Annotated in this window: 16 protein-coding genes; 8 read left to right on the top strand and 8 right to left on the bottom strand. The window is 39.4% G+C overall.

The genetic code is table 11. The features are described from left to right. Window positions 1-1,708: 1,708 nt before the first annotated feature. Entirely contained in the window at window positions 1,709-3,688 is a 1,980-nt protein-coding gene (locus RMZ43_RS17750) for a scytonemin biosynthesis sensor histidine kinase (RefSeq protein WP_322654431.1), read from the top strand. Window positions 3,689-3,829: 141 nt separating this feature from the next. Continuing rightward, window positions 3,830-4,753: a response regulator transcription factor gene (locus RMZ43_RS17755; RefSeq protein WP_322647352.1), complete on the top strand. Its 924-nt coding sequence runs from the start codon at window positions 3,830-3,832 to the stop codon at window positions 4,751-4,753. 10 nt (window positions 4,754-4,763) lie between these two features. Here RMZ43_RS17755 and RMZ43_RS17760 read toward each other — a convergent pair whose 3' ends face one another. The 4 genes from RMZ43_RS17760 to RMZ43_RS17775 form a co-directional block, all read right to left on the bottom strand. Then, on the bottom strand, window positions 4,764-5,966 hold the full coding sequence (locus RMZ43_RS17760; protein ID WP_322647353.1) for an AAA family ATPase: 1,203 nt from the start codon (window positions 5,964-5,966) through the stop codon (window positions 4,764-4,766). A gap of 544 nt (window positions 5,967-6,510) precedes the next feature. Then, the gene (gene argJ, locus RMZ43_RS17765; protein ID WP_322647354.1) at window positions 6,511-7,674 is read right to left on the bottom strand and encodes a bifunctional glutamate N-acetyltransferase/amino-acid acetyltransferase ArgJ; all 1,164 of its coding nucleotides are present in this window, start codon (window positions 7,672-7,674) and stop codon (window positions 6,511-6,513) included. A 144-nt stretch (window positions 7,675-7,818) separates the two neighbouring features. Then, complete coding sequence (locus tag RMZ43_RS17770) at window positions 7,819-9,333, bottom strand: hybrid sensor histidine kinase/response regulator (protein WP_322647355.1); 1,515 nt, start codon at window positions 9,331-9,333, stop codon at window positions 7,819-7,821. A gap of 8 nt (window positions 9,334-9,341) precedes the next feature. Further along, window positions 9,342-11,315: a sensor histidine kinase gene (locus RMZ43_RS17775; protein ID WP_416212453.1), complete on the bottom strand. Its 1,974-nt coding sequence runs from the start codon at window positions 11,313-11,315 to the stop codon at window positions 9,342-9,344. Window positions 11,316-13,335: 2,020 nt separating this feature from the next. On the opposite strand from RMZ43_RS17775, the gene RMZ43_RS17780 reads away from it, so the two are divergent. Continuing rightward, complete coding sequence (locus tag RMZ43_RS17780; protein ID WP_322654430.1) at window positions 13,336-14,301, top strand: WGxxGxxG family protein; 966 nt, start codon at window positions 13,336-13,338, stop codon at window positions 14,299-14,301. 133 nt (window positions 14,302-14,434) lie between these two features. Here the strand turns inward: RMZ43_RS17780 and RMZ43_RS17785 are convergent, their stop codons facing one another. Together RMZ43_RS17785 and RMZ43_RS17790 are read right to left on the bottom strand one after the other, a co-directional pair. After that, on the bottom strand, window positions 14,435-16,495 hold the full coding sequence (locus RMZ43_RS17785; protein WP_322654429.1) for a potassium channel family protein: 2,061 nt from the start codon (window positions 16,493-16,495) through the stop codon (window positions 14,435-14,437). Between the two features lie 72 nt (window positions 16,496-16,567). After that, window positions 16,568-17,341 (bottom strand): glucosamine-6-phosphate deaminase, encoded by a 774-nt coding sequence (locus RMZ43_RS17790; RefSeq protein WP_322654428.1) that lies wholly within the window; start codon window positions 17,339-17,341, stop codon window positions 16,568-16,570. 196 nt (window positions 17,342-17,537) lie between these two features. Here RMZ43_RS17790 and RMZ43_RS17795 point away from each other — a divergent pair, with 196 nt between their 5' ends. Next, a complete protein-coding gene (locus tag RMZ43_RS17795) occupies window positions 17,538-18,224 on the top strand; it encodes an HAD family hydrolase (RefSeq protein WP_322654427.1) in 687 nt (228 codons plus the stop codon). A 53-nt stretch (window positions 18,225-18,277) separates the two neighbouring features. On the opposite strand, the gene RMZ43_RS17800 is transcribed toward RMZ43_RS17795, so the two are convergent. Continuing rightward, window positions 18,278-18,901: a PadR family transcriptional regulator gene (locus tag RMZ43_RS17800; protein ID WP_322654426.1), complete on the bottom strand. Its 624-nt coding sequence runs from the start codon at window positions 18,899-18,901 to the stop codon at window positions 18,278-18,280. A gap of 75 nt (window positions 18,902-18,976) precedes the next feature. On the opposite strand from RMZ43_RS17800, the gene RMZ43_RS17805 reads away from it, so the two are divergent. After that, window positions 18,977-19,165: a hypothetical protein gene (locus RMZ43_RS17805; RefSeq protein WP_428850748.1), complete on the top strand. Its 189-nt coding sequence runs from the start codon at window positions 18,977-18,979 to the stop codon at window positions 19,163-19,165. Between the two features lie 35 nt (window positions 19,166-19,200). Here the strand turns inward: RMZ43_RS17805 and RMZ43_RS17810 are convergent, their stop codons facing one another. Continuing rightward, window positions 19,201-20,121 carry an AraC family transcriptional regulator gene (locus RMZ43_RS17810; RefSeq protein WP_322654425.1) on the bottom strand — a complete coding sequence of 307 codons (921 nt, stop codon included), beginning with the start codon at window positions 20,119-20,121 and terminating at the stop codon, window positions 19,201-19,203. A 175-nt stretch (window positions 20,122-20,296) separates the two neighbouring features. On the opposite strand from RMZ43_RS17810, the gene RMZ43_RS17815 reads away from it, so the two are divergent. The 3 genes from RMZ43_RS17815 to RMZ43_RS17825 all read left to right on the top strand — a co-directional run bounded on the left by RMZ43_RS17815 (window position 20,297) and on the right by RMZ43_RS17825 (window position 22,923). Beyond that, on the top strand, window positions 20,297-21,052 hold the full coding sequence (locus tag RMZ43_RS17815) for an SDR family NAD(P)-dependent oxidoreductase (protein WP_322654424.1): 756 nt from the start codon (window positions 20,297-20,299) through the stop codon (window positions 21,050-21,052). A 131-nt stretch (window positions 21,053-21,183) separates the two neighbouring features. Next, window positions 21,184-21,918 carry an SDR family oxidoreductase gene (locus tag RMZ43_RS17820; protein ID WP_322647364.1) on the top strand — a complete coding sequence of 245 codons (735 nt, stop codon included), beginning with the start codon at window positions 21,184-21,186 and terminating at the stop codon, window positions 21,916-21,918. 546 nt (window positions 21,919-22,464) lie between these two features. Continuing rightward, a complete protein-coding gene (locus RMZ43_RS17825) occupies window positions 22,465-22,923 on the top strand; it encodes a helix-turn-helix domain-containing protein (RefSeq protein ID WP_322647365.1) in 459 nt (152 codons plus the stop codon). Window positions 22,924-23,032: the final 109 nt, after the last annotated feature.

The following is a 23,032-nucleotide window of genomic DNA, read 5'->3' on the forward strand; positions in this document are numbered from 1 at the left end:
GCAGTTACATAAAATTACACAAAGGCTTTCTAGTTTACAATCACAGGGATAGAAATATTTGATACAAACGACTCTGTTGCTTTTACAGCTATGACCTAGCTTGGTCGTTCATAGAAACGGTTAATCGCTGCTGATTGATGCTTGTGAGCGCATTACCAAAAACTTTTACCGAAAGCATACAGCAATCAATACTGTGCTTCTTGTCACCAGAATAAGGGACATAAAGACTGTTGTGCAATCAAATATTCTTTGATGAGGGTGTCAAATCTTTCGTTTTTACTATGATGACTACAGTGCTTAAGTAGGTTGGTGGGGAAAAACTAAACCATATAAAGGTCTATAAACTAGCAAATAACCTTAATTCAAACGCTTCTCATAAACTTTACAAAACTCAATATAGTTAAGTTTAATAACGCTGACTTCATTAATTATCCGATTGCAGAGGTGCTTATTTGCGATGCTTACTATAATCAACACCTATTTGCAATGGAAAATCTTTTGATAAAAATGTTAATTCTTTTGCTTTTATCGTGATTGTGACATTTCCAACTTAGTCATTTTGAAAACTGCGTAGGCGTAGCCCGCCATAGGCATCGCTGCAAATACACATTATCAAATGTACAATAGAAAATTTTTTGATTTAGTTGTCAATTCTTTCGCTTTTAGATTTCCCCTACCCTACACGACTTTCTCCAAGCGAAATAACCTTAAAAGTCATGTTTTGAAAGGGTTTTGGGCGTTTTTTGTGAGTAATTCCTAGTTTTGGAGCCTCACCCCGAAGCTGTCAACAGTCCAGAAAAAAGCTTGATTATTCACTCTTCAACTCGCCGTTACAAACTATCCGAGTTAAAGCATGAGCTTAACTACAACAGTTTGGCGAACCTTTATATTGCCACTAACAACTTATTGATGCAATTCTTTGTAACGAGAAATACATAATTATTTAACTGTTATCTTTCTTTTGAGAGATGGCTAGATACTAAATAGGTGAGCTATTGATAAAAATGATGATTTATGATGTATGATATTATCCTAAAATACGTACACTATCAATGCATTTGTTTTATGTATAACTAAAAACTACAAACAATACGCAAAAAACCGCGATCTCTCTAATACAAATGTATTCCTGAGGACGGATGACTAAAGATATCGATTTGTAGTTAAATCCCTGAGAGAGTAGGTTAAGATAATTTAAGAAAATAAGTTGATCAATAAAATTTGTTCATTTAAGCCAAGCCCAGCAGTGCAAATCTCTTTATGTTGAAAATTAAACGACTCGACACCAATAGTTCGTCAAAACGCATGATTGGTGAACGATAAAGTTAATTTGGCTCTGGTGCAGGACTAGTTTAAATGTAAAATATTTATTTTTTCTACTTATATACATTAGGAGTTTTGAATTCTTATGTAATAAAGTTTATTGGCTAATCTTGATTTGATTCGTCTATATTTTGCGTTGCTATAAAAATCTGCTTGGGACAGGAATAAATTTTAAATATTTAGTTTTTTTTAACCGAAGATTGGTTTAATAATTCGCTTTTTATTGGTATAATAAGTTTTGTTAACAGGATTAGTAATATTTTTTAATTTACTAACTAATCTTATTCTTGAACAACCTAACGGTGCGCCAAAGATTTTAGTAAATTATGACTATTAACTCATTAATGGCTATGGTACTGATTGATTACCAGGAGGAAGTAGGAATATGAATTCTGGCGATTCTACATTAGCTAGAGCAAATAATCAATGGGTGCTACAACCAGAAGTAGAGATGAAGTTTGCTCACTTTTTAATAAATCACGCTGTAGATGCTGCCTTCTGTTTAGGAGAAAACGCACAGTTTCTCTACGTCAACGATGCCGCTTGTCGGATGACTGAGTATTCTCGTGAAGAATTACTTTCCATGAGGCTGCATGATATAGATGTGGATTTTGCTCTACACAATTGGTCAGATATTAGCTCACAAAATTCCCTTACCTTTAAATCTCGTTACCGAACAAAAAGAGGTCGGATATTCCTGGTAGAAATATCTATTAGCCATGTCAAACAACAAGATATGGAATTTGGCTGTGCTTTTGCTCGTGAGATAAGTGATGAAATAGTAGAACTGAGCGTGCAAAAGTGGACTGATGAATTAAGGGATGCCAAAGACAATTTGCAACAGGAATTTTCTCAACTCAAGGCAAAAGAAGTAGAACTAGAAACATCTCTGTCTTTGCTTCGTTCTACTCTCGAATCTACTGCCATTGGTATTGTTGCAGTTAACTTTGAGGGAGATATTCTGAGCTTGAATCAGAAATTTGTGGATATGTGGCAGATCCCGGAGTCCCTAATATTATCTAAGAAATGCCCTCGATGCAAAGCCTTTTTTGAAAACCAACTTAAAGATCCCCAAGCCTTTAGTCGGCTGATTTGGGAAGTGTCTAGCCAATCTGATTTCGAGAGCTACGACATTCTGGAGTTGAATGATGGAAGAGTTTTTGCACACTACTCTAAGCCTCAGTGGCTCGATAACAAAATTATTGGTAGAGTCTGGAGTATTTGGGATATTAGTGAATCGAAACAGACTGAAGAAGCATTACGGTTGAATGCAGCTAGATTTCGGACTTTAGCAGAAACAACAGATGTTAGCACTTTTCTGATTCAAGGCACGCGACTTTGCTACATAAATCCGGCAGTAGAGCAACTCACTGGCTACACAAAAGAGGAACTGCTAACCGGCTTTGATATTCGCAGACTGATTAAAAGCAAAAAAGGCAGGCAGATACGTAAGCAGGGTGAAGCAACTAACTTTGAATATCAGGAGATGAGTATTCTGACAAAAAACGGTACGGAGCGCTGGCTAGCTTGCGCGGTTGCAATGCTAGATGGAGGGCTGGATTTTGGTGGAAAACCAGTAGAAATGGTTGCAGGCATCGATATTACCGATTACAAATATGCAGAATTAAGTCTTAACCAAGCTTTAGAACAAGCCAAACAACTTAGCGAACTGAGAGCGCGTTTTCTTTCTATGGTTTGCCATCAATTCCGTACACCACTAAATATTGTTTCATTTTCTAATAGCTTACTAAAGGAAGAAGTAGACAAACGTACACAAAAGAAAATACAACCATTACTAGATCACATTCAAAAAGCTACCGAACAACTCAGCCAGATGATGGATGATATTTTGTTCTTCTCTAAAGCAGAAGCAGCAAAAATAAACTGTGAACCCAAACCACTTGAGTTAGTTGAGTTTTGTAAAGATTTAGTTGCCCAAATGCAGATGAGTGTTAGCCAAATTCCGATTAATTTTGTCAGTCAAGATAACTCTTTAACAGCTTGCATAGATAAAAAACTGTTAGAGCCGATTTTGAAGAATTTACTCGACAATGCAATAAAGTATTCTACCTCGAACATTGCAATCGATTTGAAACTTTCTTGCAAAAATGAGAAAGTAATTTTTCAGGTCAAAGATAGGGGGATCGGTATTTCAGTAGCAGATCAACAACGAATATTTGAGCCATTTTACCGTGGGACTAATATTGATCATATACCTGGTACTGGATTAGGGTTATCAATTCTTAAAACCCTTGTAGATTTACATCACGGTCAAGTCTTTGTCGAAAGTCAAGTGGATGTGGGTACTACGTTTACTGTGATGTTGCCATTAATCAAATCAGAGTTTAGCAGTTCCGAGTTGTGAATGTTGAAATTAAGATAATTCTTAATTAACAGCTTAACAATCATAACTCTCGGAACGAAATAATTAATCTCACGCCTATTTACATACTCACTAAAGAGTATAGTAAGCAGCTTCTGTTAACAGTTATGGTAATACAAAGCTATGCAAGAATCACCAAAGAAAATTCTCGTTATTGAAGATGATAACGTTACCCGCAATCTTTATTTAATGGGTCTTGAGGCTAAAGGTTTTGATACGATAGGTGCTGACAACGGCCTTGCTGGTATCCAACAAGCACAAGAGCATATACCCGACTTAGTAATTTGCGATATCACAATGCCTGATATGGATGGTTATAGCGTTTTAAATACGCTACGCCAAGATCCTGTTACAGCAATTATTCCTTTCATTTTTCTGACTGGTAGTAGTACCAAAGCAGATGTTCGCAAAGCTATGGAATTGGGAGCAGACGACTATCTTACCAAACCCTCTACACTAGACGAATTACTAAGAGCGATCGCTATTCGCCTGCAAAAACAAGCCACTCTCCAATACTGGTGGGCTATGAAATTAGAAAAAGCTCCACAATCAATATTTGCAGATAATACCACAGCGATCGCTGAAGGTGTCGGCAATAGCGAAGCGGTAGCGACATTAGGAGCGTCAGCCTCTGGTAGAGAAGCCCCTGATACAGAAGTCATGATCCCTCCCAAGTCAATTTTTCCCTACATTCCTCAATTAAAAGAAGTTTTTGACTTTATCGAAGCTAATTATCATCTAGGAATTACTTTGTGTGATGTGGCTGTTGCTGTTGGTTACTCACCTGCTTATTTAACTAACAGAGTAGCAAAGCAAACAGGCGAGACTGTAAACTGTTGGATTGTCAAACGCCGGATGGCGGGAGCACGTTTTCTACTTCAAAATAACGATCAGACAGTCGAGAAGATAGCGAAAGCATTGGGCTATCAGGATGTGTCTCATTTCTCCCGCCAGTTTCGCCAGCATCACGGTTTACCTCCCCAAGCTTGGCGCAAAGAGCATCAACTCGTATCCCAAAAACAGGTAAAACTTTGGCAAAACTGCTGAAACTTCAAATTCAAATAAATAGTTGCGTAAACTCATATATTAAATCTACCCTGCCCTTACGTAACATGGCTGGGTCTAATCTTTCAGTAGTGTTACAAGTCATCAACACAACTAAGCGTTGCTGCATCTGAATACCAGACTCATCAATTACACTCTGATATAAAGTGCCATCTAGCAAACTCAGAATGTGTTCGGTTTTGTTATTGTACTGCGCTACCTCAGAAGCACGATTTTGCGCTAGATTATCAGCTTCGTTAATAACAATACATATACGCTCTATGTAAGTCGGTGGCACAAAGTTAGCGATCGCATCATGATCTAAAATAAAAATTACATATCCCAAAGGTACAAGAATTTCTTTTGCTACTGCTTGTGTCCAGACTGTTTTACCAGTACCTGGTTGCCCATGTACAACGACTGCTAACTGGTTTTGATTCAGAATCGCTTGTTGTACAGAATCAGTAAAGTTTTGGATATCTGCTGGAAATGTGCGAATGTTAAATTGACTGTGAACCTTGCCTACACGACTTTGATATCCACTCAGCATCACTGCTAAGTCGTAAGTTGCTTTGTTAATTAATGGCGCAAGATTTTTCGCCATTAAACTATATTGTCGTCGCCCGCGATCGTAGGGATCAATTTGTAACCAAACGTCATACTTCGACCAGTAAGCATAAACAGTATTGATAACGTCTAAGCGTTCCCAGCTAACAAATTTATCAACAGGAAAATAAAAATCTCTTTCTGAGTAATATTGGGTAATAATGTCAGGATTACCTAACACTCCTAAAACTCGTAATACAGTAATTTCTTGTAGTCGATTAAGAACATAATCAATGGGAATGCTACTACGACTAACGAATTGAACGATAGGCGTTTCCGTACTCAAAACATCTTTATATCGATGATCTGGTGATTGAGGATCTGGCGTGATGTAATTCCAAAACTTTTCGACTTCGTAGCGAGTATTTTCAGATACAACATTTAATAAGTTAGCCCACCAAGCATAATTATTTCGTCCCAAAACATCAGCAACATTACTCACTAAATTCAAACTTTTTTGAGTTAATTCGCGGGAGTCACTATACAACAGTTGCCACAAAAACTCCCAGTCTAATTCTCGGTTAAACGGTCGCCAACCACTAGCAAGCAAGCTTTGTCGGGTATTATTTGTCGGAGTGCCTTCATTACTTCTAAAATAGTCAAAATCCATATTTATTAGTTATGTAGCGTTAATCGAGTTATTTAAGGTTAAGTATGAGATTTTGAAAAATTTTTCTCGTAATATTAACTAATTGAGTACAAATGGTAATTTTATTTTTACCGCCCTGTACTGGCTAGGAAACCTTTTTAATCTAACTCATTCTTTATGTAATATACTATAATACATAACGACTACTTGTGTCAACTTTTTTGACAAAGCAATTAGTTCTTAATGTACTTGCGCCATTTATCCATCTTTAGATGAGGACTAATGCCATCACCCTAGAATTGCATGAGATAAGGCACATAAGCGCATTTTGACTGATGCCATTTCTCTCATTGCTGGCTGGGCTACCCACACAAGTAGGAAAACCTCATCCAGGCTTGAATTTGTTAGGATGCGTTAGGGCTAATGTCCATAATGCACCGAAAATATAGGATGGTGCGTTACTTACGGCATAAGACACCCTACAAAACTGCTGGCGTGCTGGATTCCGATTAACCGTAGTATCAACCTATGTGAAGACGCAAAATTTCGCGTCTTTTCTAGTTAATCAAGTTGAATATTTGCCATTAATTTCTATATAGCCCTCAGAAAGATCGCAACCCCATACAGTTGCAGAGGCGTCACCAATATTGAGGCTAACATGAATTTTTACGTTATTTTGGGACATTATTTGCCGCAACTGTTCCAGATTTTCATCAGTTAAGCTATTAGGATAAACTTTCACGTTATCAAAACTAATAACAACTCGTTCTGGATTTATTTGCTGTTCATTTTCACATTTGCCTATAGCCATAGCAACTCGTCCCCAATTCGGATCTGCTCCATAAACGGCGGTTTTGACTAATGGTGAATTCACAATTGCTTTAGCTACTGTTTTGGCTTGTGCATAATTAATCGCTGAATCTACAGTTACCTCAATAATTTTGGTAGCGCCTTCTGCATCTCTGGCAATTTTCAGCACCAATTCTTGTGCAACTTCTTGCAATGCACTGGCAAAATCTGCTTCTGAAACTTCACCGGCTATTCCATTAGCTAAAATCACAGCAGAGTCACTAGTAGAAGTGTCAGTGTCTACACTCAAGCAGTTAAAGGTTTTATCTATAGTAGAGCGAAAAATAGAACGAAGGCTATTTGCAGAAATTGCCGCGTCAGTAAAAAAGAAAGTTAAGAGGGTAGCCATATTAGGCTCAATCATACCAACACCTTTGGCAATTCCTACCAGCTTGGCATTGCCTATTTGCCGTGTTGCTAATTTTGGTACTGTATCGGTGGTCATAATACCACGGGCTGCGGCATCAAAATCAGCATTAGTCAGTTTTTTGCCCAATCCTAATAAACCTGCCCGGATTTTTTCAATTGGGTAACGTCTGCCAATTACACCTGTAGAAGCTATCACAATATTATGTGTAGCAATTCCAGTTTCAGTTGCAACTAATTGCAGAACCTCTTGGGCATCAGCGATGCCAACAGAACCATTAGCGACATTTGCATTCTTAGATATAACAACAATTCCTTGTGCTTGTGAATCTTTTAAATTATTACGGCTAATAGTCACGCTTGGCCCAGCAAAAAGACTTTGAGTAAAGACTCCATCAGCAACACAAGGAACTGATGATTTAATAAATACAAAATCATCAGTTAAATCTCGTATTCCTAAATTAGTAATAAATGCACTAAACCCTTGAGGTGTGGAAGATATATCTAATGACATTTTTCTGAATTTAATAATTTGGATTAATTATCTCATACTATCTACTAGAATTTTTATGACACATAAATGGTTTTATAGACGTATAGACGTATAGATGTATGCTTTTAGCTATATATTGTAAAAATTTTAATAGAAGCTAAAAACCTATAAATCAGTTAATGTCACAGTAAATGTTGTCCATCCATTATTGCTTTCTAGTTGAATGTTTCCTTGCAGTTGTTCGACTAATTTCTGTACTATAGCTAAACCTAATCCCGATCCACCTTGATTCCAGATGTCTGCATTGGGAGTGCGATAAAATTTTTCAAAGATTCGTGGTAACTCTGTTACAGAAATTTCTACTGAATTACTGATAGTAATAATAGTTTTTGCAGGCACTTCCAAGGAATTGTGACGTACACTTAGGACAATTTCACCACCCGCAGGGGTATATTTACAAGCATTATTAACCAATTCTACTAAAATTCGTTCCAAGCTAATGCCATCTGAGAACAATGGTGGGAGATTTGAAGGGAGATTTATCTGTAGAGTTTGCTGATGTTCTTGAACACGGATTTTAAATGGCTCAATAACCCAAGGTAATAACTGTTGTAAGATCAAGGAATCAGGTGTCATCACCGTATAGGATGAGCTTTCTAGCCTTTGTAAGTCTAGTAGATCGTTAATTAATCCTAGCTCGCGATCGCACTCACCTTCCATTAGTTCTAGATAGTGTTGGGCTTCTTCAGTAACAGGAGATAATTGGATCATTTGAATCATTAACTTTATATTACTCAGAGGCGATCGCAGTTCATGGGAAACTAAATTCAAAAACTCATTTTTGAGTCGATTTATCTCTTCCCATTGCACCAGAAGTTGCTCTTGCTCAATTTGTTTTTTACGCGCTTCAATTGCTCGTTTGCGCTCAGTAACATCTCGAAAAACTAATACTGCACCTGTAATATTATCTCGATCATCTTTTATTGGTGCAGCACTGTCATCAATCGGTATTTGTCTACCGTCTTTAGTAATCAGAATAGTTTCTGCTGGGATACTGATGATAGTACCATTTTGAAGGACTTTTCCAATCGGACTTTCAATATAGTCATGAGTTTCTGCATTAGCAATATTAAATATCTCTGATGAATTTCTACCACAAGCTTCTTCCTGTTTCCATCCGGTTAGATTTTCAGCAACCGGATTCATAAAAGTTACCAATTCTTGCATGTCGCTAGCAATTACACCATCACTGATACTTTTTAAAAGTGCATCTAGCCATTTTTTATTTACCTTTAATTGCTTTTCCAAACCATGTTTAGTCAGAGTAATTTCAATATTTATTTGTAGTTCTCTCTCTTTAAAAGGTTTGATTAGGTAAGCAAAAGGCTCAGTTATTTTAGCTCGGCTTAATGTGTTTTCATCTGCATAAGCAGTCAAATAAATTACTGGAATATCCAAACGTTTATAGATTTCTTCGGCAGCTTCTATTCCGTCCATCGATCCTTTTAGTTTAATATCCATTAGTACTAAATCAGGGGATATTTCCACTGCTTTATTAATAGCTTCTTCTCCTGAAGAAGCTATAGCAGGAACCGTGTAACCGAATTTTATCAGTCGATGTTGCAAATCTTTAGCAACAATAGCTTCATCTTCTACAACTAAAATTTTTGCTTTTGTCATTAGTCATTTTATATTGTAAATTTCACTTGGCACTCTACCCCGTTAGCACCTTGGATATCGATATTACCTGCAATTTGATTGGCTAAAGCATCTACTAACTGCCAGCCTAAAGATGCCATATTTTTAAAATTGAAATTTGATGGTAAACCAATTCCATCATCACTAACGATAAGTGTAATCTCATGCTCAGTATTTTCGCTCATTCCAATATAAATCGTACCATTTCTACCTGCTGGAAATGCATATTTTAAAGAATTAGATACAAGTTCATGGATAATCAAACTACAAGGAATTGCTGTATCTAAGCCGAGAAATACTTGCTCATCGATATTTACTCTCAGAGCGATCGCATCTCCATTGACTTCATAAGCACTAAATAAACTTGCTACTAAATCTTGAATATATTCACCAAAATTAATTTTTGCCAAGTCTTGAGACTGATATAATTTTTCGTGAACTAAAGCCATTGATGCAATTCGCTGTTGGCTTTGTTTAAATATTACTAAATCGTCTGGATGTTTGATATAAGCAGATTGCAAGCTTAACAGACTAGAAATAACCTGTAAATTATTTTTGACCCGATGGTAAATTTCTTTTAATAACACCTCTTTTTCTAAGAGTGAAGCTTGAATTTGCTCCTCCCACTGCTGGCGATCGCGCAGTGCGGCTTGCCGTTCGCTAATATCTTCGACCACAGAAATAAAATACTTTGGCTCCCCACTAGGTTCGCGCATTAAAGATACAGTGAGATTAACCCAAACAATGGAGCTATCTTTGCGGAAATAGCGCTTTTCTATGGCATAAGTTTGAATATTATCTGCTAAAATCTGATCAACATATTTCAGGTCGGCATCAAGATCATCTGGATGAGTAATATCTTGGAAAGTTAGCAACTGTAGTTCTTCAGATGTATAACCGAGAATATTGCAAAGCTTCTGATTAACTAACAACCACCTTCCATCTATTGCTACATGGGCGATGCCAACAGCAGCTTGATGGAATGTAGCACGAAATCGCTGTTCGCTTTCTCGTAATGCTTGTTCTATTCGCTGGCGCTCAGTAATTTCTGCCTGTAGTGATTGGTTGATTATTGTTAACTCTGTTGTCCGTTCCTCAACCTTGATTTCTAGTTCCTCCAACAGGTTACTTAGTGTCTCCTCTGCTTGTTTACGCTCAGTAATATCTTTTTGTGTACCTGTCATCCGCACTACGTTACCATCTTTATCCCAGAGTGCTTGACCTCGATCTAAAATCCATTTGTAAGTACCGTTTTTACATAAAACTCGATACTCGGTAGCGTAAAAGGGCGTTTTCTGAGCAAAATGGTCTTGAACTGCTTGTGTTACCAAGTCAAGATCGTCTGGATGCACTCGTGTCACCCTTTCATCTAAATGGTTAGAAATTTCCTCGTTTTCGTAACCGAGCATTTCCTTCCAACGAGGTGAAAAGAAAACTTCGTTGGTTTTAACATTCCAGTCCCAAATTCCATCATTATTGCCGCGCAAAGCTAATTGCCAACGTTGTTCGCTTTCCTTTAATACCTCCTCAGTCCGTATGCGTTCAGTAATTTCCCTTGCTAGTTGGTAGTTTGTAGCCTCTAGTTGGACAGGACTCGGTAGAGCCAATGCCTGGGGTATTAATGGCAGAAGTTCTATGGCTGTCAATACTGAGATAAAAGCGGTGATAGCTTTAATTAACCCTGATAGCCAATAGGTAGGATACCAAAGTGTCCACACATCCATTAAATGGGTTGTGCCACAAGCAACGATAAATATGCCAAACATCAAGAACATCCAGCCGAAAGGCACATCTCGCCGTTTACGGACAAAATAAACCAACATTACTGGAATTGAATAATAAGCAAGTCCAGTTAACACATCTGAAACGAGATGCAACCATACCAATCCTGGTTTCCAGAGGTAGCAATGTCCGTGGGGAATAAACTGGCTAGTAGAAAAAAAATTATTTAAAAATTCCATCATAAAAACTTATACACTGCACAAGTCTTCACCAAAGCCCAAAGTGCACCAAAGTGCGAAACGAAAAAAGAGGTTTTGAGGCTAAGACCCCTGTAGACGCGCAGAGGCTTAGAAAGTAGTTTTTGATACTCTAAAGAAAAAAATGTTCAGCGTTTGTCAGAGGTTTAGTGTACTAGCGTTGGGCTAGTACAGAATAGGAGTTACGGCTTCTACATCCTCTATCTGTCATCCTTTCTGAGTTTTTTAAGCTGAGGATGTAAGGTTTATTAAAATAAAAGTACCGCGATCGCTTTAGTTTTTGTTACCGTAAATTCTCTGAAATGAATTCTTTATATATATAGATGCCTTCACGAAATCACAGTAATATTTCGCTTGTATAAAATAACTGGTACTGAATTTTTAAGTATATTATCGGTTGAATATAACTAAAATTAATATTTTAGTACTACGTAAAAATTATAAAAGTTCGATTCCCTCTGATTTACCCGATACGGTGATACTTGCTTTTGACTTAGTGGCATGCTGACGAATTGCTTCTCTTGAGAGCCACTACCACCAATCACCAAATAAACCTCAGGAATTTTGGCAACGATGTTCAAATATGCATCTAAGTAAGTTGGAGTCCAAAAACCAGCCATTTAGAGATAAATACGCCGGGTTACTGAAGATATGGGCGCTTATCTAAGGATACTTTTAGTTATTGGCACAAATTTACGCTAACACTTTTTATTTGCCCAAAGTTTAATAATGGTCACTCACGACAGCAAAATTTCAGATATTGCAGTTCGCATGAGCTATTTTGAAGATAGTTGATGGTTCTTTTATCAAAGAAGTTTCGTAATATACAAAATGGGTAATAACTAAACGCTAGTCCATCCTGTATATATCTTTGGGAATACTATTTTAGTTAAATGTTCGTACAGCTAGTAGCGAAGCAGAGGGAAAATAATTTCTTTCAGTCGTTAAGTTAAATGAGATGGCAAACTAACTGACAATAGAAATATTCCTTAAGTTTAATGTAAGACACACCTGGAGTATGAAGTTATAAGTTATCAGGTGAAATAAGATTGTAGAACATTGTTAATCTAGTCTCAACTGTTGTCAGTTAGTTTATTTCTACAAAAAAATTAATGTAAATAAAATTATTATATTGATTACGGTCAAAATCCTGTTTAACTTAGCGATCGCTTGTAGTTCTTAAGTAAACCGATGTGAATAATTAAAAGGTTTTTAGTTTACTTTGTGTGGGATGCAAGCTATAGGTTATGTCTTCTATATGTGGCTTTAGCCCTTAGTTAAAGCATCTAAAAAAGTAACTAAAAAATCGTTGTATTTATTATGATTGGTACGGAATGTTATGGTTAAAGATTTGGTTTTTTGTATACAAGAAGCAGCTTTACACATTATCTCCAAAAAATCTCAAACACATAAAGATTATTCTGAATGTTTTGTGAACCCTCCCTGTGGATGTACCAATCCAGGGCAAAATCTCCAGTGTGAAGATTGTACTTATCTTGAAACCTGCTTATCTAATTGCAAACTCCAAAAAGCTTCATTAACTTCGTGTTCATAAATTAAACTTTAATTCCAAATTAATTCCTACGATAGAATGGACTTTAATCTTATGGTAGAAGCACAGCAAAAAAACAGCAGCTATCTTGAATAAGAATAACAAAATAATTCACAATAAGTAATTAAAAATTATGATGCAAATGAATATAATTTTATGAAAAATAAATATTATTCCTTGCTTGGCGTTGTGAATAAACGATTTGGTTACTGAGTTCACAATCCTATCATAAATTAGTAATTACTGATTATGAATTCGTTTGAATATTACGAATAGTGAAGTTGTTGTGTGGGGGAGCTTAAAATGCTTTCAACTTTCCAAAAGAAACTAGGTTAAAGACTCCTCAATCTGTATTGTGAAAAATTCCTTAATTTAGCAGTGGATTGAGTAGACAATATCGGTTTTGAAAATCAATCAACCACAGAAATCTAGAACATAAAAGGAACCATAACTATGAAAGCGTTTGATTTATCTAAAGCTGTTTTGGCTACTGTCTTTGCTATCAGTTTCACTTCTTTGTCCTTACCTCCTTCTGTTTCTGCCCAAAGCGGAGGCTCTGGTAGCGGAGGCTCTGGTAGCTCCTCCAGTGCTGGCAGTAGCTCAGGCAGCACTGGTACAACTGGTACAAGTGGTAGTGGTACAGGCAGTACTGGTACAAGTGGCACAGGCGGTAGTGGTATAGGTGGTACAGGCAGTACTGGTACAAGTGGCACAGGCAGCACTGGTACAAGCGGTACAGGCGGTAGCGGTACAGGCGGTAGTGGTATAGGTGGCACAGGCAGCACTGGTACAAGCGGTACAGGCGGTAGTGGTATAGGTGGCACAGGCAGCACTGGTACAAGCGGTACAGGCGGCAGTGGTATAGGTGGCACAGGCAGCACTGGTACAAGTGGTACAGGCGGTAGTGGTATAGGCGGCACAGGCAGCACTGGTACAAGCGGTACAGACGGTAGTGGTATAGGCGGCACAGGCAGTACTGGTACAAGTGGTACAGGCGGTAGTGGTATGGGCGGCACAGGCAGTACTGGTACAAGTGGTACAGGCGGTAGTGGTATGGGCGGCACAGGCAGTGGCACCACAGGCAGTGGAGCTACAGGCAGTGGTACAACAGGCACTGACACCACAGGCAGTGGAGCTACAGGCAGTGGCACTACAGGCAGTGGAGCTACAGGTAGTGGCACTACAGGCACTGACACTACAGGCACTGACACTACAGGCAGTGGTACAACAGGCACTGACACTACAGGTACTAATAGGAATGCAGGCGTCGCAGCTTCTGAAAGAACTAACGATCGCGGTTTCGATTGGGGTTGGCTAGGTTTACTTGGTCTAGTCGGTTTAGTAGGTCTAGCTCGTAATCGTGAAAAAGTGCGGGCTTACAACGATCCTAATGAAGTAACAGGTACTCGTTCTAGATAGTATTCACCAACACTGTAATAGCTACAGAACTGTTGTTTGTTTCAACTTCAGGCTATTACAGTGCTTAAACCAGATGTATGTGTAGGGGCGCAATATCAATAATATTGTGCCCCTATAATGAGATACCACTCGCTCAAGTAGAGCTATTGTTTTGCCCAATGAAGATTACATTTGCTAAAACTTGTATTTTTGTTAACTCACGCACAAGGCGTTGAGCTTGATGTTTATAAAGTGGTATTGGCAAAACCCCAGGCAAATTATTCATCCATTGCCTAGCACTAGCCGAACTACATCCTGTAATCAAAACTATTTCTTGGGCGCCATACATAATAGCATTTGTAGTCAGAGCTTTTTCAATCTGCACGCTCCATTGGCGAGGCAGCATTTCACCCCATTCAATTCGCTGCAAACTACTGCTTGTGGCTAAAACAATCAAGCGATCGCCAGCGTAAAGCTTAACATCATACCAGGGCATTAAGGAGTAATTGTCTCGCTGATATTTCTGGTAAAGAATCGGCACAACACCATACCCATAAGCTATTTCAGATAAAAGCAGCCCATTGAGAGTATCGCCATCTTCAATTTTGTATTCCGTCACCATGACTATTTGCTCGCTCAAATGAAACAAGCTCAGAACATTTTCTCCAAAGGCAGCACAAGCAAAGACTTCTGCCGATAAAGCCGCGCCACACAGAACTTGAGCATAGGGAAATAGAGGAGCAATATTATCGCTAAAATGACGATCTTGAGAACGGATAATCAAGCTAGTGGCGGGGTTTATTGCATGAGCCATCAAACCAATTTCCAGATTTTCCATATTATCGTCCCCAACTAAAACGATGCTTTTAGCACGAGAGAGATTCACCTTAGTTAGTGCTTCGGTAGCATTGTCAACAATAAGGGGCATATCTGGTAAAGTGTTTTGGTCGAGAGTGGTACTATGAATTCCTACTAAGGGCTGGTTGAGTTCTTGCAAAAGAGCAGCCACTCTCTGTCCCAAGCGATTTAAGCCAATAATCACCACATGGTTGTTTTGTGGTATGGGAGGGCGAGAATTAAAAAAATGGAATCTTGAAGTGACAAGAGCATCAGTCAGCAGTGCGTATAATACTCCTACGAAAGCTTGACCTATTAACGTTAGTCCCAAGCTAAACAACCGCAACCACCAAGGCATCTGTTCTGAAGGTTCTGATTGCGATGAAAACTCAACACCGCCAAATAAATCTCCGTATCCTCCCAAGAGCAAAACTCCTGTCGCATAAAAAGCTTCTTGCAAAGTAATATGAGGATAATACAAGCGGTAAAGAACTATTCCAGCCAACCACAGGATGAGTACAGTAATCGCATAGATTGTCGCAATTCGTCGGATTTGATTTTGGCTTTGGTAATGAGATTGCCAAAATTGCGCTATTTTATCCTTGAGATTTTTCGCTGTGATGCCTTGGATAAACTGTTGCCACTGCCACCTTTGGTTATGAGATTTCCGATGTTGCTCAGATAAAGCCAAATCGTATGCAATATCAATGTAAACCAGCGTGTCTCCTACCTGCACTTCCGCCTCTGGGTTCCAGCCAAACAATTCTTTGAGTGGATTAGATGAAGCAGGTATGTGACTCAAAATGCGGCGAGTTGTCAGATTCAGTCTATGTACTGGTTTACCATTACACCAGCTATCCTTCGCTTGTACCTGGTGCTTTATCACTTGCAATAGTTGCCCTTCTAAGGTAAAATAACCAATAGCTTCAGAGCCGAGGGCTGTTAAAGCGAAAGCATAAGCTGAGAGATGGGTAGGCTCAAAGGCAACAAAATTGCCAAGATTTTCCCACAAGAGTTTGTTAAAATTTTGTTTGTCAGAACGGACAATCAAGCGAACGTGTGGATTGAGTCGCCGTGCTGCAAAGGCGGCTTCTATGTTTATCCGCTCATTTCTGGTAACTAAAAGTATTGACCGACACTGCCTTATATCTGCTTGCTCTAAAACACTTGGCTGGCGGCAGTCTCCTATAATTAACTTTTCTAGTAAGCTAGGTACTTCTGGGACTTCCCAATGTTCGGACTGTACATCATCAATGGCGCTAACTTTAACATCGTATTCCTTTAGGACTGCAACACAATGTTGTCCTAAACTTTGGAGTCCGCATACTAAGAAAAGGTCTTGGGGCTTTTTTTGATTGCTGCTAGGAGGGGAATGCACTTTCTGTTGATAGCAGCATTCAATACTGCTAACAGTATGTGTTTGCTAGGATTATACAGCAGTTTTGATTTTTCACGACAGTAAACTAGCAGAATTTACATCTAAAAATAACGTCGCTTGGGATTGTTGACGGAGAATAGAAGCAGGACAGTCTGTACTTATAGCTCCTTGCAACATTTGTTTTACCACATTCGCTTTACGTGTTTCTGGAGCCAGACAGATAATTTTTTTAGCTGAACAAATTGTTGGGATCGTGACAGTAAAAGCATATTGGGGAACAGTTTCTAGATTTGGAAACTGACCTGTGCTTACTTGTTGCTGACGGTTCACTGTATCTAGTTTCGCAAGTTTTACGCTGTAAGGATCTTGGAAATTTGCTACCGCCGGATCATTAAAAGCCAAATGTCCATTTTCGCCAACACCAAGACAGCATAAATCAATTGGTTGTGCAAGGAGTAGTTTTGTGTAGCGATCGCACTCTGCCACTGGTTGCAATGTATCCCCCTCTATATAGTGAAATACTTTAGGAACAACCCGCTTCTCTACACGTTCTCGCATATAGCGCCGGAAACTTGCAGAATGGTCAGCAGTAATTCCCAAATATTCATCTAGATGGAACAGAATAATCCGTGACCAATCTACGCCACCCAATGTAATCAAGGCATCAAGAAATTTAAGTTGGGAGTTACCTGTTGCTAACAATACAGCAGCTGTCTCCTGAAGATTAAGAACTTGCTGTAAATGCTTTTGCGCGATTTCGGCAACATCTTGAGCCATTTCGACTTCAGAGTTGTAAATCTGCACTAGTAAATCATCAACGCGAAAAAAGTTTGGATCGGCTAGCATTTGCTTACATTGAAGGTTATCAATTATACGGTAGTTTGTTGAGAGGCCCTACCTATCTGCCTTGACATGGCTTATCCACTATAAGATTTTAGGATTTAGCAGATTAATTTATAGCTTTTTGCGCTGTATAAAAGCAAAAAAACAATGTAAACTATTTAAATTAAGTTAACAATTATTTACATTTTACCCAAAAATTATGCTGGCTGCAATTCTCTTTGACCTAGACGGCACTATTGTCAACACTGACCCGATACACTACCGTGCTTGGCGGGAAATGCTGTTAAATTACAGCATAGAAATTGATGAAACATTTTACAAATCTCGAATTAGTGGGCGGCTAAATCCAGAAATTGTTAAGGATATTCTGCCACAATTATCAACAGCAGAAGGGCAAAAATTTGCAGATGAAAAAGAGGCGCTTTTTCGCAAACTCGCCCCTGATCTAAAACCATTGAGTGGATTTTCTGAACTACTAGCATGGACAGAGACACATCAGTTAAAGCGGGCATTAGTAACTAATGCCCCTAGATTAAATGCAGAATTTATGCTAGAAGTTTTGGGAATAAAAGAAGCTTTTGACTCAATTGTTTTAGCTGATGATTGTATTGCAGGTAAACCTGACCCTGCCCCCTACCAAGTCGCCCTGGGTAACTTGGGGATTACAGCAGAGGAAGCGATTGCTTTAGAAGACTCTCCCTCTGGTATTCGTTCGGCGGTGAGCGCAGATATCCGTACTATTGGCATCGCCTCCACCCACGATCCCCAATTTTTACAGGAAGTTGGCGCATTTATGGCAATTCCCGATTTTACTGATTTGCAGTTGTGGACATTGCTCAACTCACTCATTGAACCAGATTTGAGTGCGATCGCTTCTAACTCATAAGCGCAAAATCTGAGAACATCAAGAGTAGAAACGCGATGTTGACTCGTTTCTACTTATTTTTCTGCAAGAATCGCGTAAATTTCCCGTTTAACTTGCTCTAGAAGCTCACGCACCCGATTTATCCGCTCCATATTGCCACTACGAGCAACCTGCACCACAACCGCAGCTAATTCTGTTGCAGCATTCCGCAACTCAATAAACTCTTGGGGCTTACCTTTGACGAAACTTTTGACGGTATCCCAAGGAGAATCTGAAGTCTCTTGTTGAGAACGTTCTGCCAATAATTGTCTACCCTCATCGGTAATCGTGTAAATCCGCTTGCCACCTTCTTGTGCGCTCTTGAGATAACCCCCCTCCTCCAGCAATTGGAGTGTTGGATATACAGAGCCAGGACTGAGGCGACGGAAACCACCATAACGAGTCTCCATTTCTTTAATCAGGTCGTAACCATGACTAGGATGCTCGGATAACAATTCCAGCAGGATGAACTTGATATCACCCCGACGAGTCCGATGTTCATCTCCCCAACCACGACCAAACATTTCATTCCCAAAGTGTTTCTCATGTCTACCATGATGCTTGCCATGCCCAAACCATGACCTGACAAACAATAAATCGTCTTCGTTAACTCCTGCCCATGCAGGTGTATCAAAACGTGACCGAAAGTGTCTAAACATAAATAAATCTCAAATCAACTTTCTCTAATATACGATATATCGGAATATATCGCGATATATCGGAATTGAATTTTGATGAAGATTTTTGAAGTAAACAACTATACCAACATCACTAGCAATGCCTGTGGCGAGCTACGCCAACGCAAAGCTGATGAAAACCTCGGACAGTCTTCGCTCACAGACTTCCAGAAAATAAATTATCCAATTTACTCAAATAATATTTTTCTTTCTCTCCCTGCTCCCTGCCCCCTGCCCCCTGCCTAACACCGTGATAGGATATTTTTTTAATTAGAAGTCCCTTAAGCTGTGCGTAAACGTTCAATATCCCTGATCGGCGGCGCACCGAACATGCGGGAATATTCGCGGCTAAATTGTGATTGGCTCTCGTAACCCACCTGATAGGCAGCATTTGCCGCATCGAAGTTTTCGGCAAGCATCAGGCGACGTGCTTCTAATAGTCTTAATTGCTTTTGATATTGAAGCGGACTCATTGATGTGACTAACTTGAAATGGTGATGGAAAGATGAAGGAGACATACTTGCTTGCCCAGCTAGCTCCTCAACTCGCATTGGCTTTGTAAAATCAGCCTTAATGAGTTTTATTACCTCGGCGATGCGCTGCATATTACTGCCAGATGTCGCAATCTGGCGAACAGCTTCGCCCTGTTCACCTATTAAAAGGCGATAATAGATTTCGCGGATAATCAGTGGTGCAAGAATCGGAATATGCTGTGGCGTATCCAAAAGTTGTGTCAGTCTCATAGCGCAATCGAGCAATGGTGCATCGGTGTTGCTGACGAATAAGCCCCTAACAGAGTTTTCTTTTCTACTCGTGCCTGGCGTGGTTTGGGCAATAATATCACAGAGTTGAACTGGGTCTAAATTCAGCTTGAATCCTAAATATGGCTTGTCTGGTGTGGCCTCTGTAACAAATGCACTTAGCGGCAAATGAACCGAGACAACAAGATATTGAGCTGCTCCATAACAATAAGTTTCCTCACCCAACAATGCTTCTTTTTTGCCCTGAACAACTAGGGCGAAAACAGGTTCATAAACACTGCATATTGACGTGGAAGCGGAAGATTCCCGCATAAACTCTAGCTGATTTATATCTGTTTTATGGATACCGTTTCCCTTACTGTGAGTGTAACGAGTTAGTAATGCCGCCAGTTCTTTACACTCATTAACGGCCGCGCCGTGCTTTAGTATTTCAACCGTCATGCTGGCTTCCTGATTGATTTAACTATTTTTATTTGCTCATTATAAAGAATACTTATCTATTTACAAAACATGATTTCGGAGTATTAGGCAATAATGTGCGAGTTTTGTGTATTTAAAACTCAGCTTTTCAACCATATTATGAGCATATCAAAGGAAATAGCGAAAGAATAAGGCAATGACAAAAATTGCATTGGTAACTGGATCGAGCAGAGGGCTTGGCAAAAATACGGCTTTGGCTCTTGCCAAAAAAGGGGTTGGTGTCATCGTGACGTATCATAGCAACGATGAAGAAGCCAAAAGCGTTGTATCTTCTATCGAAGAGATTGGCGCTCAAGCTGTTGCACTGCAACTGGACACTTCAAACACTAAAACCTTTGACGGTTTCGTGGAGCAAGTCAAGCAGTCACTCCAAGACAAATGGCAAACAGAACATTTTGATTTCCTCGTCAATAATGCAGGTATTGGTGTTTATGCGTCTTTTGCAGATACGACCGAAGACGATTTTGATCGCTTGATGAATATTCATGTGAAGGGTGTTTTCTTCCTGACACAGAAACTTCTCCCTTTGATAAATGATGGGGGACGTATCATCAATATTTCGTCTGGTCTTGCTCGTTTTGCCCTGCCAGGTTATGCAGCTTATGCAACCATGAAAGGGGCTATAGAGGTTTTGACCCGATACATGGCTAAAGAATTGGGGCAAAGACATATTACTGTGAATGTAATAGCCCCCGGCGCAATTGAAACGGATTTCGCCGCCGGTGTGGTGCGTGACAATCCTGAGATTAATAAATTCATTGCTTCGCAAACAGCTTTGGGGCGCGTCGGTCTTCCTGATGATATTGGAGGTGCGATCGCTTCTTTGCTTTCCGAAGAGAACAGATGGGTTAATGCACAGAGAATTGAAGTCTCTGGTGGCGTATTTATTTAATAGGACTTACGCACACTCTACGAATTCTTGGCGTTCTTGGCGTCTTGGCAGTTCGATAAATTAAGCTTTTCGGCAATTTTTGCGTAAGTCCTGTTTAATTCAAACCAACCTAAATAAAAAGGAAAATAACCATGTTAAACGTAGAAAACAAAGTTATTGTCATTACTGGAGCCAGTAGCGGTATCGGTGAAGCCACCGCTAAGTTACTCGCCAAAAACGGTGCAAATGTCGTTTTAGGGGCACGACGCACAGAAAAGCTAGAAAAAATTGTTGAAGATATCCACAATGAAGGCGGCACAGCAGAGTTCAAAGCCGTAGATGTCGCCAATCGTGAGGAGATGAAAGCATTCATTCACTTCGCTAAAGACAAATTTGGTCGTGTCGATGTCATCTTTAACAATGCAGGCGTGATGCCCTTATCGCCGATGAATGCCCTGAAAGTTGAGGAGTGGGACAACATGATTAACGTGAACATCCACGGCGTGTTGAATGGTATAGCTGCTGGTCTACCCATTATGGAAGCACAAGGCGGTGGTCAGTTTATCAATACCGCGTCCATCGGCGCACATGTGGTCGTGCCTACTGGCGCGGTGTACTGCGCGACAAAATATGCTGTCTGGGCTATATCCGAAGGATTGCGTCAGGAATCAAAGAATATCCGCGTGACAACAATATCCCCCGGTGTGGTTGAGACTGAACTCGGCTCTGATATCACAGAGGAGTCGGCAAAAGGTGCTTTGAAAGAATTCCGCAAAATCGCACTGACCCCAGATGCGATCGCTAGAGCCGTTTTGTATGCTGTGTCCCAACCGGATGATGTCGATGTCAATGAAATAATTGTCCGCCCAACAGCCAGCGCATTTTAACGCTGGAGAATATCAATCATAAATAGACAGATCGCACATTGAAGCAGAAATGGGTACTGTCAATTAGGCATTGAAAAGAGGCAGAGGGGCACGGTGCTGCTCTTGCTGAGGGGAAAACTCTTCTCCTTTGTTTCCTGCCCTTTTCTTTTGGTAATAGCGATCGCTGCAATTATCCCACTCCAGAGTAGCAGTTAGAAAAATACTTGTATTATTAATTGCATTTTATTGACTCTCACACCTTAAGTTTTTAATAAATATAAAGTGTCTATAGGAATCGGATTTAATTTTTGAATCACTTCTAGAGGTAAAGGATTGGGAACTGGGAAGAAGGAATAAGGGTGTGCTGAGTTTTGTTCAAAAATCAAATATGAGTTTTATATATTAACAATATATTTACTTAGTATAAGGCTTTAGCATTTTCCAATCTAGATTTCAAGCATTTTTAAAAAATTTCTCCTAAAAATCAATTATCCAGTAAAAATACGTATGCATATTTAAGGCTTCTGACTATATGAATAGTAGAATTAGCCCATACAGGAGAAGACAGTGACACTCTTAAATCAAGCTCAAGTAGAGCAGCTAAAGGAAGTAACTACACACTTGCGACAAGTAAGACAACAAAAATCTATATGCATAGAAGAAATAGCTGCAAGAACACTTATTAGAGCAGGTGTTTTGCAAGCTTTAGAAGAAGAACGATTTGAAGAATTACCTGAACCTATTTTTGTTCAAGGATTCATCCGTCGCTATGGAGATGCTTTAGGACTGGATGGAAATGCTTTATCACATACTCTTATAAGCAATGTAGTCTGCCAAGACTCCAAGAAGAATCAGAATAATTCAGGCAACAAATCAAATACGTATATACCTCTTGTTGTTACCTATATTCTCTTATTAGTAGCTGCATCTGTTGGTCTTTTACATACACTTAATCCATCAGAAATTACATCAGAATCCCTGACTCCAAAAGTCAATAGTCAACAGTCAATGGTCAGTAATCAGTGAATGGGGAGTGGGGAGTGGGGAACAGGGAGCAGGGGGAGATGAGGGAGATGAGGAAGCAGAGGGGAAAAGGGGACAAGGGGACAAGGTGACAAAAGTTTAGAACTTCCAA

Origin of the sequence: Nostoc sp. CmiVER01, assembly GCF_034531135.2 — a bacterium.
In the GTDB taxonomy this organism is placed as follows: Bacteria; Cyanobacteriota; Cyanobacteriia; order Cyanobacteriales; family Nostocaceae; genus Nostoc.